This window comes from Bradyrhizobium sp. ERR14 (genome assembly GCF_014198235.1).
In the GTDB taxonomy this organism is placed as follows: Bacteria; Pseudomonadota; Alphaproteobacteria; order Rhizobiales; family Xanthobacteraceae; genus Bradyrhizobium.
This window is the reverse complement of record NZ_JACIHD010000023.1, coordinates 38,326-50,742: the sequence shown is the minus strand read 5'-3', so window position 1 is coordinate 50,742 and position 12,417 is coordinate 38,326. Positions and strand designations below refer to the sequence as shown.

The 12,417-nt window shown below is 64.3% G+C and carries 14 protein-coding genes; 6 read left to right on the top strand and 8 right to left on the bottom strand.

What is annotated here, in order from left to right; genetic code table 11:
• Together GGD62_RS35100 and GGD62_RS35095 are read right to left on the bottom strand one after the other, a co-directional pair.
• Positions 1–1,089, bottom strand: coding sequence for a Zn-dependent alcohol dehydrogenase (locus GGD62_RS35100; RefSeq protein ID WP_028140641.1), 1,089 nt, complete (start codon positions 1,087–1,089; stop codon positions 1–3).
• 45 nt (positions 1,090–1,134) lie between these two features.
• The gene (locus GGD62_RS35095; protein ID WP_183712946.1) at positions 1,135–2,919 is read right to left on the bottom strand and encodes an acyl-CoA dehydrogenase family protein; all 1,785 of its coding nucleotides are present in this window, start codon (positions 2,917–2,919) and stop codon (positions 1,135–1,137) included.
• Here GGD62_RS35095 and GGD62_RS35090 point away from each other — a divergent pair.
• The 3 genes from GGD62_RS35090 to GGD62_RS35080 all read left to right on the top strand — a co-directional run bounded on the left by GGD62_RS35090 (position 2,912) and on the right by GGD62_RS35080 (position 4,799).
• Positions 2,912–3,082 carry a hypothetical protein gene (locus tag GGD62_RS35090; RefSeq protein ID WP_157644434.1) on the top strand — a complete coding sequence of 57 codons (171 nt, stop codon included), beginning with the start codon at positions 2,912–2,914 and terminating at the stop codon, positions 3,080–3,082. The two genes, GGD62_RS35095 and GGD62_RS35090, sit on opposite strands and share 8 nt — an antisense overlap.
• A gap of 69 nt (positions 3,083–3,151) precedes the next feature.
• Positions 3,152–3,853 (top strand): SDR family oxidoreductase, encoded by a 702-nt coding sequence (locus GGD62_RS35085; RefSeq protein ID WP_183712943.1) that lies wholly within the window; start codon positions 3,152–3,154, stop codon positions 3,851–3,853.
• A 115-nt stretch (positions 3,854–3,968) separates the two neighbouring features.
• Positions 3,969–4,799, top strand: a complete 831-nt coding sequence (locus tag GGD62_RS35080; protein WP_183712940.1) for an enoyl-CoA hydratase — start codon at positions 3,969–3,971, stop codon at positions 4,797–4,799.
• A 238-nt stretch (positions 4,800–5,037) separates the two neighbouring features.
• Here the strand turns inward: GGD62_RS35080 and GGD62_RS35075 are convergent, their stop codons facing one another.
• Together GGD62_RS35075 and GGD62_RS35070 are read right to left on the bottom strand one after the other, a co-directional pair.
• Complete coding sequence (locus tag GGD62_RS35075; protein ID WP_183712936.1) at positions 5,038–5,661, bottom strand: GNAT family N-acetyltransferase; 624 nt, start codon at positions 5,659–5,661, stop codon at positions 5,038–5,040.
• A gap of 67 nt (positions 5,662–5,728) precedes the next feature.
• Positions 5,729–5,932, bottom strand: coding sequence for a DUF1127 domain-containing protein (locus GGD62_RS35070; protein ID WP_183712933.1), 204 nt, complete (start codon positions 5,930–5,932; stop codon positions 5,729–5,731).
• A 110-nt stretch (positions 5,933–6,042) separates the two neighbouring features.
• On the opposite strand from GGD62_RS35070, the gene GGD62_RS35065 reads away from it, so the two are divergent.
• Positions 6,043–6,942, top strand: a complete 900-nt coding sequence (locus tag GGD62_RS35065; RefSeq protein ID WP_018321373.1) for a transcriptional regulator GcvA — start codon at positions 6,043–6,045, stop codon at positions 6,940–6,942.
• Positions 6,943–7,084: 142 nt separating this feature from the next.
• A complete protein-coding gene (locus GGD62_RS35060; RefSeq protein WP_183712930.1) occupies positions 7,085–8,416 on the top strand; it encodes an MFS transporter in 1,332 nt (443 codons plus the stop codon).
• A 197-nt stretch (positions 8,417–8,613) separates the two neighbouring features.
• Here the strand turns inward: GGD62_RS35060 and GGD62_RS35055 are convergent, their stop codons facing one another.
• Genes GGD62_RS35055 through GGD62_RS35045 form a run of 3 tightly spaced genes read right to left on the bottom strand, consistent with a single transcriptional unit; the run spans position 8,614 to position 11,220 of the window.
• The gene (locus GGD62_RS35055) at positions 8,614–9,027 is read right to left on the bottom strand and encodes a Rieske (2Fe-2S) protein (protein ID WP_018321371.1); all 414 of its coding nucleotides are present in this window, start codon (positions 9,025–9,027) and stop codon (positions 8,614–8,616) included.
• Positions 9,027–10,136: an amidohydrolase family protein gene (locus GGD62_RS35050; protein ID WP_018321370.1), complete on the bottom strand. Its 1,110-nt coding sequence runs from the start codon at positions 10,134–10,136 to the stop codon at positions 9,027–9,029. The genes GGD62_RS35055 and GGD62_RS35050 overlap by 1 nt, the downstream gene beginning before the upstream one ends.
• A gap of 25 nt (positions 10,137–10,161) precedes the next feature.
• Positions 10,162–11,220, bottom strand: a complete 1,059-nt coding sequence (locus tag GGD62_RS35045) for an amidohydrolase family protein (RefSeq protein ID WP_183712927.1) — start codon at positions 11,218–11,220, stop codon at positions 10,162–10,164.
• Between the two features lie 145 nt (positions 11,221–11,365).
• On the opposite strand from GGD62_RS35045, the gene GGD62_RS35040 reads away from it, so the two are divergent.
• Entirely contained in the window at positions 11,366–11,848 is a 483-nt protein-coding gene (locus GGD62_RS35040) for a CinA family protein (RefSeq protein WP_183712924.1), read from the top strand.
• 162 nt (positions 11,849–12,010) lie between these two features.
• Here the strand turns inward: GGD62_RS35040 and GGD62_RS35035 are convergent, their stop codons facing one another.
• On the bottom strand, positions 12,011–12,286 hold the full coding sequence (locus GGD62_RS35035) for a DUF1488 family protein (protein ID WP_020508771.1): 276 nt from the start codon (positions 12,284–12,286) through the stop codon (positions 12,011–12,013).
• Between the last annotated feature and the right edge of the window lie 131 nt (positions 12,287–12,417).

Sequence of the window (12,417 nt, the reverse complement as noted above, 5' to 3'; positions counted from 1 at the left end):
CTAGCTGTCGAACACGATCACGCTGCGCAGCGTCTTGCCGGCTTTCATGTTGGCAAAACCCTCGTTGATCTCGGACAGCTTCAATTTCGCCGAGATCCAGTCCTCCAAATGCAGCCGTCCGCGCAGGTAGAAGTCAACCAGGCGCGGCATGTCGACGCGAAAATGGTTCGACCCCATCGAGGAGCCCTGGATCCGGCGCTCGCGCAGGAAATCGAAACCGTGCAGTTCGATCTTCTGGCCGAACGGGATCATGCCGACGATGGTGGCGGTGCCGCCGGAAGCGAGCATGCCGAACGCCTGCTCCGCGGTCTCCTTGCGGCCGAGCACCTCGAAGGAATGATGCACGCCGCCATTGGTGAGATCGCGCACCTGCTTCACGACGTCGCCGTCGGCGGGATTGATGATGTCGGTCGCACCCAGCTTGGTCGCCAGTTGGAGCTTGGCCGGATTGGTGTCGATGGCGATGATGCGGCCGGCGCCGGCGATCTGCGCGCCGTTGATCGCGGCCATGCCGACGCCGCCGCAACCGATCACCGCCACGGTCTCGCCGGCCGTCACCTTCGCGGTATTCACCACCGCGCCATAGCCGGTGATGACGCCGCAGCCGATCAGCGCGGCGAGATCGAGCGGCATTTCTTTACGGATTTTGACGATGGCGTTCTCGTGCACCAGCATCTGTTCGGCAAAGGACGAGAGATTGAGGAACTGGTGCAGCTTCTCAGGCTTGGACCACTGCATCCGGTTTGAGGCCCCCGGCAGCAACTTCACGGTGGTGTCGGTGCAGAGCACGGTGCGGCCCGTGGTGCAGTTATCGCAGGTGCCGCAGAACACCGACAAGCAAGTGACGACGTGGTCGCCCGGCTTGACGTAAGTGACATCGGAGCCGACCTGCTCGACGACGCCGGCGGACTCGTGGCCGAGCACCGCGGGCAGCGGATGCGGATAGAGCCCTTCCATGAAATGCAGGTCGGAGTGACAGAGCCCGGCGACCGTGGTGCGGATCAGGACTTCGCGCGGTCCCGGCTTCGGCAGGCTGACGTCCTCGATGACGAGCGGCTGGTTGACTTCATAGAGGACGGCGGCCTTCATCGAGCTCTCCCTGTCGCGTTTCTTGGTTTGATCGTGGCGTGCAGCCTACGCTGCCAGAACCAGTTCGCCAACTTCGCTCATGCCGGCTGAGCTGTCGCCGAGCAGCAGCGCAGCGATCCTGGCTCGCGTCGCATTTTCCGTCAGCCGGAACGGATCGCTTGGCGCCACCCGATGATCGATCACCAGGCGCGACAACAGCAGCCGGCGCGCATCGCCGCGCATCTCGTGGATGCGATGTGCCTCCCAGGCGAGCGCGACCGCGCTGGCGACATGATAGAGCAGGCTCGTTGCACGACGCGCATCCGCTTCGTTCTCGGATTTCCCCGCGACCTCTCGCGCAAAACCCACCGCACGATCGACGAGGCCACGTAGATTGTCGCGCCAGGCCTGCGGCACGGATGCACTGTCATCGAGCCGCGCATGCAGATCGGCCACCAGCGCGGACTCCGCACCGTGGCGGCCGACCGCGCGCCGGAGCGCATCGATCGCGACGATGTTGCCGGTGCCTTCCCAGACCGAGCCGAGATGCGCGTCGCGCAGCAGACGCGGCGTCGCGAATTCCTCGATATAGCCGATGCCGCCGCGCATCTCGAGCGCATCGCCGCAGACCTTGCGCGCATCGCGCGTGGCGCGGAACTTCAGCGTCGGGGTGAGGATCCGCAATAGCGCCGCGGCATCCTGGCTGCCGGCCTCGGCGCGGTCGAGCGCGTCCGCAGTGAGGAAGCTCATCGACAGCGCCTGCTCGACCGGCAGCATGATCTTCAGCATCTGCCGTCGGCCCAGCGGCAGGTCGACGATGCGATTTCCGAACACGACCCGATTTGTCGCAACCGTCATCGCGTCGTGATAGGCGCGGCGCATCAGTGCGGTCGATTTGACGCCATTGGAGAGCCGCGACGAATTCACCATCTCGGCCATCTGCACGAAGCCGCGGTCGAGCTTGCCGACCGCATAGGCGATCGCACCTTCGAGCTTGATCTCGCCCGAGGCCATCGAGCGTGTGCCGAGCTTGTCCTTCAGACGCACGATCCGGTAGTGGTTCTGCGAGCCGTCGTCGAGGAAGCGCGGCATCAGGAACAGGCCGACGCCGCGTGTGCCGGGGCCGGCGCCTTCGGGGCGCGCCAGCAGCATTACCACTTTCGCATCCGCATTCGAGCAGAACCATTTCTCGCCAGTGAGGCGCCAATGGTCGCCCTCCTGCACCGCGCGCGTGGTCAGCGTGCCGACATCGGAGCCGCCCTCCTTCTCGGTCATGAACTGGCCGCCTTGCGTCAGCTTGCTCATGTCGGTCTGGGTCAGGCCGTCCAGATATTTTGCCTTCAGCGCCTCGCTGCCGAAATTCGCCAGCAGCTTTGCGCAGCCGTCGGTGACGTTGATCGGGCAGCCCATGCCGAACTCGGTCTGATTGAACAGGAAGGTGAAGGCGTGCTTGGCCACCACGGGATATTTGTCCGGCCAGCCCATGATGCCCTTGCGGATCGAGAGCGCATGGATGCCGAACTCGCCGAACGCCGCGTTCTCCAATTCGCGATAGGCCGGGTGATATTCGATCCACTGCACGTCCCGGCCGAACTTGTCGCGCTGGTGCAGCACCGGTGTATGACGGTCGGCGAGCCGCGCGCAGTCGTCGAGCCGGCCGCCGGCGAGTTCGCCGAGACGATCGAGATGCGGCTCGATATGGCGGAACAGACTTTCCGGGAGATGGATGCGGAGCAGGTCGGTCAGCGCGGGATCGGCGCGGTAGAAATTCATCCCCGTGGTGTCGGGCGCCAGCAGTCCGGATGATGCGGCCACGACATTCTTCGGCTGCGCTGGGGCCGGCTTGGGCATGATCGTCCTCTTGGTTTCCGTCGTGCGGACATTTTGCGCTGATTTGGCGCTTGCCGCTTGGGATGATGTCGATCATGCTCCAGCGGCGGATGCGGATAAAGCCGCAAATCGTCAGGGCGGCATGATCGCCGCGAGGGAGCAAACTCGCCCTGCGGAATTGTGAACGTCCCGGCTGGTTGTCCGTGCGGACCATGCATAGATCAACGGCTTCCCGTCTGCGAGAGATCACGCCATGGAACATCCGAAATACAAGATCGCCCTCATCGTCGGTGCCGGCGAAGGCCTGAGCGCTTCGCTGGCGCGCTTGCTGGCTGCGCAAGGCATTCGCGTCGCGCTGGCGGCGCGCAAGATCGAGAAGCTGGGCGCGCTCTGTAGCGAGACCGGCGCGAAGGCCTATGCCTGCAACGCGGCGGATCCGGAGGAGGTCGAGCGGCTGTTTGGCCTGGTCGAGCGCGAGATCGGCACTCCGGACCTCGTCGTCTACAACGCCAGCGGCCGCACCCGCGGGCCGTTCGTTGAACTCGTCCCTGCCGACGTCGCCAACGCGATCGCGGTCAGCGCCTATGGCGGTTTTCTGGTTGCGCAACAGGCTGCAAAACGCATGCTGCCGAACAAGCACGGCGCGATCCTGTTCACCGGCGCCTCCGCCAGCGTCAAGGGCTACGCGCAGTCGGCCTCGTTCGCGATGGGCAAGTTTGCGCTACGCGGCCTCGCGCAGAGCCTGGCGCGCGAATTGTCGCCGCAAGGCATTCATGTCGCGCATTTCGTGATCGACGGCGGCATCCGTAGCGCGGCGCGGACGGAAGCCGAAGACAAGCCGGATTCGATGCTCGATCCCGACGCGATCGCGCAGAGCTATTGGAACGTGTTGCAGCAGCCGCGCAGCGCCTGGAGCTGGGAGCTCGAGCTGCGGCCCTGGGTGGAGAAGTTCTGAGGCGAGATGCCGTAGGGTGGGCAAAGGCGCGACGCGCCGTGCCCACCATCTCGGACGCGAAAAGCAATGGTGGGCACGCTTCGCTTTGCCCACCCTACGAGAGCGGGGAGGAATAATGAGCAGCGAAACCACCATCGACACCGGCACCAACGAGCTCCTCTGCGTCATCCGCGACCGTGTCGCTGTCATCACGCTGAACCGGCCGGAGGCGCGCAATTCGCTGTCGGATACGCTGACACCGGCGCTGCGCACGATGATCCGCAGCTGCGGCGAGAACCCCGGCGTCGGCGCGCTGCTGATCACCGGCGCGGGCGAAGCGTTCTGCGCCGGCGGCAACGTCAAGGGCATGGGCGCCCATCGCGACAAAGCAAAACTCGAGATGCCGCTGGAAGATCGCATCGCCGATCTACAGGAACGGCAACGGCTGCTCACCGGCGCGCTGGTGTCGGTGCGCAAGCCGACCATCGCCGCCCTGCCCGGGCCCGCGGTCGGCGCCGGACTCGCAATCGCCATGGCCTGCGATATCCGCATCGCCGCGCAATCGGCCCTCGTCGCCACAGGCTATGCCCGCATCGCGCTCAGCGGTGATTACGGCATCGCCTGGCTGCTCACCCGCCTCGTCGGCACCGCGCGGGCGCGCGAGCTGATGTTCACCGGCGACCGTGTCGATGCCGCGCGCGCCGAGGCCATCGGCCTCGTCAACCGCGTCGTACCCGATGACAAATTGCAAGCCGAGGCCTTCGCGCTGGCCAAATCGCTCGCCGAAGGCCCCCGCCTCGCGCTACGCTACATGAAGGATAATCTCGACGAAGCCGTGCTGTTCGACTTCGAAACCGCGCGCGACCACGAAGCCGAACGGCTGATCCGCCTTACCACGACCGCCGATCACAAGGAGGCGGTGCAGGCGTTCATCGAGAAGCGGAAAGCGGTGTTCACGGGGAAGTAGCAGCGTTTGAAGATCTATGACCGTCACCCTGAGGTGGCCGCTTCTTCAGCGGCCCTCGAAGGGCGACGGCCCGACTGTTGCTGCGCGAAGTCCGACACCGGGGATGCAGAGGGGCCGCTCATCCTTCGAGGCTCCCCGCGCGTCGCGTTGCGCCGCGCGTCTCGCACCTCAGGATGACGGATCTGCAAGCAAAAAAAACGCCCGGCTCTGGCTATGCCAGGCCGGGCTTGCAGTCATGTCAAACCGAGGCTGAGGGGCTTTCGGCCTGACGGGAAAGGGCAGCGAGGCGCCAGCTCGCGCAGGGGATATCCCTTGCCGCGACGCTGATCTCCTTGTCGAAGCGCACCAGCTTCCAATCATCAGGGTGATTGACGAAGGCGAAACCGGATTTGCGGGCGAGCGAGACCATGGCCTCGTTGGAGCGTAGCGTGTCGCCAAAGATGTGCTCGGCGCCAAGCGCGGCGGCGCGGCATTCGAGATTCTTCAAAAGCGCCGTGGCGATGCCGTGGCCCTGCCAGCGATCATGAACCGACAGGCCGAATTCGAGCGTCGCGGTTTCGGCCTGCAGCGCATAGCGCGCCTCGGCGACGATGGTCTCGAAGCCGTCGACCATCATGGTCGCGACCACGGTGAAACGTTCGCGCTCGCCGATCTGAAGGAAGTCGTGCAGCAGTCCGTTCGGCAGCTCGCTGATCGCGCCGAAGAAGCGGTTGTAGCGGGAGCGGGTCGAGAGCGAGCGGAAATAGTGCTGAAGCTCGTCGGTATCGCGCGGCTCGACGAAGCGGACATTGAGCGCCTCGCCCTGCCGAGTGCGCAGCGTGTCCGAATATTGCTTCAAATCTTCCAGGCGAAGAGCGGTCATGACACATGCTCGGGACAAAAGGGACCGCCGGCGCCCCACAGTCAGGCGGCACCGGCCTGGCGGCCAATCAGGCCCGCCAGAAGGGTTTGTCGGCCTCGTAGGCGATGTCACTCCAGGACAACCCGACGTCCTGAAGGTCGCGCGCGGTCCATTGGGTGAGTTCGCGCCTGTTACGGTAGCGCTCGTGCCAGACGTGGAGGGTCTCGCCGATCTGCTGGACCAGGCCGAGCGCATGATGATTTGTCATCGAATTGTCAGTCAAAGTAGACATTTTCAGCTCCTGGAGCTAAGTTGACCGCTAACATCTGCTTCCTGGTGCAGTGCGACAAACGACAATTTGTACCTTTTCGCATGAATTAACGTCATGTATCCTGCTGCCAAATGACTGCCAGATTGCCGTCCCTGAACGGATTGCGGGCGTTTGAGGCCGCCGCGCGCCATCTCAGCTTCACGCTGGCGGCGGCCGAGCTGAACGTGACGCAGACCGCGATCAGCCATCAGATCCGAAGGCTCGAGGAGGAGCTCGGCATCCGCCTGTTCATCCGGCAGAACCGTGCGCTGGCCCTGACCCCGGAGGCGCGCGACTACCTGCCCGGCGTCCGCGCCGCCTTCAACGACCTCCGGCTTGCGACCGACCGGTTGCTGCGCAAGGACGACGACAAGGTGCTGACGGTCTCGACGCTGGCCTCGCTCGCCGCAAAATGGCTGTTGCCGCGGCTGACGGATTTCCAGGAGCAGCATCCCGGCATCGACGTTCGTATCACCACCTCGACCAGCTTCGTCGACTTCCAACGCGACAATGTCGATGCCGCGATCCGCTACGGCCGCGGCCAATGGCCGGGCCTGCGCGCCGACTGGCTGATGGCGGATGAGCTGTTTCCGGTGTGCAGTCCGTCGCTATTGCGTGGCGACAAGCCACTGCGCCGGCCCGAAGACTTGGGAAACCATCCGCTGCTGCACACCTCAAGCGCCAACAGCGACGATTGGCGGCTTTGGCTGACCGCGGCAGGCCTGCCGGCCGACATCGCGAGGCACCCCGGTATCACCTTCGACATGATCTTCATGACCATCCAGGCCGCGATCGACGGCATTGGCGTCGCGATGGGACGGACCTCCTACGTCCAGGACGACATCGCCAAAGGCCGCCTCGTGGTGCCCTTCAAGATCGCGCTGCCGGCCGACGCCGGCTTCTACCTGGTCGCGCCCGAGGGGCGCCGCGAAGCACCGAAGCTGACCGCATTCCGCCAATGGCTGATTGCTGCAACGCAAAATAAGGCCTGAAAAATCAGCAGCTTCCTCCCCAAAACGGATTGACTCCCCACGCCTCGCGCGGGAAGAGGCGTGGCAGATTGTCGCAGTCTCTGTCGCCTTGCCGTGGGATGATTTCCCGGTCCGGCCAGACCTTTCCAAAGGGAGCAACGCCATGGCTGGACCAGCCGCATCGACCAATCCACCCGCGATCAAATCGCGCATCGGCGCCATCCTGCGCGCCACGTCAGGCAATTTTCTCGAGCAGTTCGACTTCTTCCTGTTCGGCTTCTATGCCGCCGCGATCGGCAAGGCGTTCTTCCCCTCCTCTGATGAGACCGCATCGCTGCTCAACACCTTCGGCGTGTTCTGGCTCGGCGCGTTGATGCGGCCGGTCGGCGCGATCGTGCTCGGCGCTTACATCGACCGCATCGGCCGCCGCCAGGGCCTGATCGTCACGCTCGCCATCATGGCCTTCGGCACCGTCGTCATCGCATTCTGCCCGAGCTATGCGACCATCGGCATCGCCGCGCCCATCATCGTGCTGGTCGGACGTCTGCTGCAGGGCTTCTCCGCCGGCGTCGAGCTCGGCGGCGTGTCGGTCTATCTCTCGGAGATCTCCACCCCGGGCAATCGCGGTTTCTACACCTCGTTCCAGTCGTCGAGCCAGCAGGTCGCGATCTTCGTCGCCTCGATCCTCGGCTACATCCTTTCTGAGGTGATGCCGGCCGACACCGTCGCCGCCTGGGGCTGGCGCATTCCCTTCTTCGTGGGCTGCCTGATCATCCCCCTGATCTTTGTCCTGCGGCGGACGCTGGAGGAGACGCCGGCCTTCCTCGCCATGAAAAAGCATCCGACGGCCAGCGAGGTGTTCGCCTCCGCGCTCGCCAACTGGCGCATCGTCGTCCTCGGCATGATGATCGCGATCCTGACCACGACGACGTTCTACTTCGTCACCGTCTACACGCCGACCTTCGGCAAGACCGTGCTGAAGCTGTCGACGCAGGACGCGCTGCTGGTCACGTTGCTCGTCGCCGTGACCAACTTCTTCTGGAACCCGGTCGGCGGCGCGCTGTCCGACCGGATCGGCCGCAAGCCGGTGCTGATCGCGATCGCCTGCATGTCGCTCGTCACCGCCTACCCGGCGCTGCACTGGCTGGTGACGGCGCCGAGCTTCGGCAAGCTGCTCGCGGTCGAGATGATGTTCTCGTTCTATTTCGGCGTCTACAGCGGCACCATGCTGGGCGCGCTGGTCGAGATCGTGCCGGCGCATGTGCGCACCACCTGCTTCTCGCTCGCCTTCGCGCTCGCCGCCGCCCTGTTCGGCACCTTCACGCCGTTCGCCTCGACCTTGCTGATCGAGCATACCGGCGACAAGGCCTCGCCCGGCTTCTGGCTGATGCTCGCTGCACTGCTCGGCATCATCGCGGCCTCGACCGTGTACCGCGGCGGCGGCAAGGCGGTGCCGACATATGATGCGGTGGCCGAGCCTGTGGCGGGGCGTTGATGGTCGCTTCGATCATCGCCGCCTCTTACCCTCCCCTGGAGGGGGAGGGTCGGCTCACATTGAGCGCAGCGATAATGTGAGACGGGGTGGGGTGAAGGTCCCTCCGCATCGAACGCTGCCCCTGGGGAGAGATCACCCCACCCCGCTCGCGCTCCGCGCGATCGACCCCCCCTCCAGGGGAGGGTAAAGAGAAGGGGCTACAGCTCCACCACCACGTAATCGCTCTCGACTTTCACTGGGATCGTCTCGGCCACATATGGCCCCTTCACCACGCTCGCGCCCGGCTCGACATGGGCCGGATAGGCCTTCACGCGGAAGCGGCGGGGATCGCAATAGGACTGGCCGGTGCGGATGTCGAACTCCCAGCCGTGCCAGGGGCAGCGGATGATCTCGCCGAGCCTGGTGTATTCGATTTCGCCGGGCTCCTTCGACTGCGCAAGACCGATCAGCGGGCCCTCGCACAGCGCCGCGCCCTGATGCGGGCAACGGTTCATCAGGCCGAAATATTCACCCTTGATGTTGAAGACCGCAATCGGCCGCCCGTCGATCTCCAGAAACTTTCGCGTCCCCGGCGGCAGTTCATCGACCGGCGCGATCACATGCCGCGCCATCAACCAATCCCGTACAGCGCGCGCGCATTGCCGAGATAGAACGCCTCGCGATTGGCCTCGCTGACGCCTGGAGGCAAGACGCGGGAGGGCTCGTCATAGTCCCAATGCGGATAGTCGGTGGCAAACAACAGGCGATCCCAGCCGATCCAGTTGATGACATCGAACAGATCCTCGCGGCTTTCAGGATCCTCCATCGGCTGCGTCGTCCACCATACCTGCTCGCGGATATATTCCGACGGCGGCCGCTTCACATGCGGCACCTCGCTGCGCAGGCGCTGCCAGGTCTTGTCGAGCCGCCAGGCCAGCGACGGCGCCCAGCCGAAGCCGGCCTCGATCATCACCATCTTCAGTTTCGGGAAGCGCTCGAACACGCCTTCCAAAACAAGACTCGCCAGCGCCGATTGCTGGCATTGCGAGTGCCCCACCATCTCCTCGATGTAATAGGACGGCCAGCCGGACGGCGTAATCGGATTGCCGCCGAAGCCGAAGGCGTGGACGCCGACGGGAAGGCCGGCTTCCTCCGCGGCCTGGTAGATCGGCCAGTAACGGCGCTGGCCGAGCGGCTCGACATTGCGGCTGAGCAGCAGCACCTGCACGAAGTTCTTGTCGCCGGCGCGCTCGCGGATTTCGGCGGCGGCCGACAGCCCGTCCTCATTGCCGACGACGATCGAGGCTTTGAGCCGCTTGTCCTTGCTGGTCCATTTGTCGATCTGCCAGTCGTTGATCGCCGAGCACAAAGCGGCCGAGAGTTCGTGATTGCGGATGCCCTGCCCGGTATTGAGTGGATTGAGCACGCCCAGCTGCACGTTGTTGGGATCGAGCAGCTGCTTCTGCATGAAGGACAGCGAGGAGCCCTGCGGGCCGCCTTCGGGCGGATAGGCATCGCGGCGCGAGGCGTTGGGCTGGGCCTTCGGATAGGGCGGGCCTTCCATCATGCCCTGATAGGCATGGACGCCGTAGACTTCGAGATGATGCTGCCAACGTTTGGCGAGATAGGGATAAAGCTCGGTGCGGGTGGCGCGTGCTGGATGGATGTCGCAGTCCGCGATCGCGGTTTTGACGGTCAGTGGGGAAGCGGCTTCTTGGCTCTCGCGGAATTGGATATTCATCGCCTTGCCTCCTTTGGCAGCGGGCTCATTTCAGGCGGGGATAGGTCGCATGTGGATTTTCGATCATGATCTTGCGCACGAGATCGGGGGTGAGACCTTCGGGCAGCGCGTCCTGGCCGTCGAACTGCCAGTGCGGATAGTCCGTGGAGAATAGGACCAATTCGTCGGACTGCATATGATCAAACAGGCGAATTAATGTCGCCTCGTCTGGCGGCGCATCAAATGGCTGTAAGGAGAAACGGATGTTGCTGCGCACAATATCCAGCGGCGCGCGGTCGACCCAAGGCGTCTCCATCCGCACCCCGCGCCAGAACTTGTGCAGGCGCCAGAGATAGGGAGAGATCCAGGAGACGCCAGATTCCAGCATCACCATTTTCAGGCGCGGATATTTGGCGAACACGCCCTCGACGATCAGACTGGTGAGCTGGGTCTGGAACGCCTGGGCCTGCCCCACATAATCCTCGATGTGGTAGGAACCCCATCCCACGGCGGTCGGCGGATTGTGATAGGCGGAACCCGCGTGAATGCCGACGGGTAGTTCCAGCCGTTCCGCGGCTTCATAGATCGGCCACAGCGCGCGCTTGCCGAGCGGCGTGTCGCCCATCACCAGCATCAGCACCTGGACGAAGCGCTTGTCCAGCGCGCAGCGCTCGATTTCGGCCACGGCCTTCTCGACGCTTTGCGTCGGGATCACGATCGAGCCGCGCAGCCTCTTGTCGCGGTCGAGCCACTCGTGCGCCAACCAGTCGTTCAGCGCACGGCAGAAGGCGGCCTGCAAATCTTCCGAAAACACCATCTGCACGCCGTAGAGCGGATTGCAGATGGCAGGCTCGAGCTTAAAAGCATCGAACACATGGCGCTGCATGTCCTCCAGGCTTTCGCCGGGTTTTCCAATTTCGGGGCGCCAGTCTGGCCGCGCCGTAATCGGTGAACTCTGAGGATAGGATTGCGAGATAAGGTCGACCATGCCGCGCGTCGTCACCTGATCGCGCCAATAGTCGTTCAGGTACGGCAGCAGGCTGGTCAGATGCGGCACGGCCGGATGCACGTCGCAATCCACCCCGCCGGCGATCAGGGACGCCATGACGTCTCCCTTCTCACGTTCCCTCGCATGTCTCTTCTTGTACCCGCCATTCAAGCAGGCCTGCCCGTCGCCCGCAACTCAGCCAAGCGTCCTGTCATATGCTAGGAAGGCTGAGCTCGGTTGCGAAGGAATGAGGGGTTGCGGAATGAAAGAGCTCGTCGGCATTGCGGAACAGGTCGCAGCCAAACTGATCGCGCGCAAACAGACCATTGCTGTCGCGGAATCTTCGACCGGCGGCCTGATCGCAGCCAGCCTGCTCGCGGTGCCCGGCGCGTCCGCCTATTTCCTCGGCGGCGCGGTCATCTACACCCGCGATGCCCGGCGCGTGCTGATGGATATTTCGGACGAAGGCATGAAGGGCTTTCGCTCCTCGTCGGAGCCCTATGCGCAACTGCTGGCGAAGCAGATGCGAACGCGCTTTGGCAGCGACTGGGGCCTGTCCGAGACCGGCGCAGCCGGCCCCACCGGCAACCGCTACGGCGACGCCGCCGGACATAGCTGCATGGCGGTGAGCGGACCTGTGGCGGAGGTCATGACGCTGGAGACCGGCAACAACGACCGGCTCGGCAACATGCAAATGTTCGCGGCGACGGCGCTGAAACTGTTGTTGAGAAAATTGGAGCGGTGAGCTGCGCGAGTGAGTCGGGACACCTTACCACCACATTGCTGTCATCGCCCGGCTCGACCGGGCGATCCAGTACTCCGAAACGGTTATGATTGAATCGACGGGCCGCGGCGTACTGGATGCCCCGCCTTCGCGGGGCATGACAGCGGCGAGTGAGGCGAGAGTTCACCGCCCCAGATGCCTCATGAAGATTCGCACCACATATCCCTGGAATCGCGGTGCTTCGTCGTAGAGATCTGACGCGATCCGCTCGATGGTCTCGCGCAACGACAAGAACTGCGCCTGCCGCGCGCTGCTTTCGGTGCCCTGCATGCCCGCGAGCTCGTCCATCGCGGCGTCGCTGATCTGGCACTGCACGACCTCGTCGCCGCTCAGCATGGTGAAGCGAAAGGCCAGCCGTTCGAGGTCATGGCCGATGATCTTGTCGCGCGTCAGCGGCATCCAATTGTCCCGTTCGCGCCCCCGAACGGGACAATGCTGAAAATCTGACGCCTTGTCACTATCCGCGCCGAAGGACGTGGCGGTCATCCGACGCCCATCAGCAGCGGCTCGACGAACCGGCTGCTCTCCAG

What these genes read in the sequence shown, in the direction of transcription:
- GGD62_RS35100 (WP_028140641.1), bottom strand. Translation starts at nt 1,089, where the DNA reads ATGAAGGCCGCCGTCCTCTATGAAGTCAACCAGCCGCTCGTCATCGAG.
- GGD62_RS35095 (WP_183712946.1), bottom strand. Translation starts at nt 2,919, where the DNA reads ATGCCCAAGCCGGCCCCAGCGCAGCCGAAGAATGTCGTGGCCGCATCA.
- GGD62_RS35085 (WP_183712943.1), top strand. Translation starts at nt 3,152, where the DNA reads ATGGAACATCCGAAATACAAGATCGCCCTCATCGTCGGTGCCGGCGAA.
- GGD62_RS35080 (WP_183712940.1), top strand. Translation starts at nt 3,969, where the DNA reads ATGAGCAGCGAAACCACCATCGACACCGGCACCAACGAGCTCCTCTGC.
- GGD62_RS35075 (WP_183712936.1), bottom strand. Translation starts at nt 5,661, where the DNA reads ATGACCGCTCTTCGCCTGGAAGATTTGAAGCAATATTCGGACACGCTG.
- GGD62_RS35070 (WP_183712933.1), bottom strand. Translation starts at nt 5,932, where the DNA reads ATGTCTACTTTGACTGACAATTCGATGACAAATCATCATGCGCTCGGC.
- GGD62_RS35065 (WP_018321373.1), top strand. Translation starts at nt 6,043, where the DNA reads ATGACTGCCAGATTGCCGTCCCTGAACGGATTGCGGGCGTTTGAGGCC.
- GGD62_RS35060 (WP_183712930.1), top strand. Translation starts at nt 7,085, where the DNA reads ATGGCTGGACCAGCCGCATCGACCAATCCACCCGCGATCAAATCGCGC.
- GGD62_RS35055 (WP_018321371.1), bottom strand. Translation starts at nt 9,027, where the DNA reads ATGGCGCGGCATGTGATCGCGCCGGTCGATGAACTGCCGCCGGGGACG.
- GGD62_RS35050 (WP_018321370.1), bottom strand. Translation starts at nt 10,136, where the DNA reads ATGAATATCCAATTCCGCGAGAGCCAAGAAGCCGCTTCCCCACTGACC.
- GGD62_RS35045 (WP_183712927.1), bottom strand. Translation starts at nt 11,220, where the DNA reads ATGGCGTCCCTGATCGCCGGCGGGGTGGATTGCGACGTGCATCCGGCC.
- GGD62_RS35040 (WP_183712924.1), top strand. Translation starts at nt 11,366, where the DNA reads ATGAAAGAGCTCGTCGGCATTGCGGAACAGGTCGCAGCCAAACTGATC.
- GGD62_RS35035 (WP_020508771.1), bottom strand. Translation starts at nt 12,286, where the DNA reads ATGCCGCTGACGCGCGACAAGATCATCGGCCATGACCTCGAACGGCTG.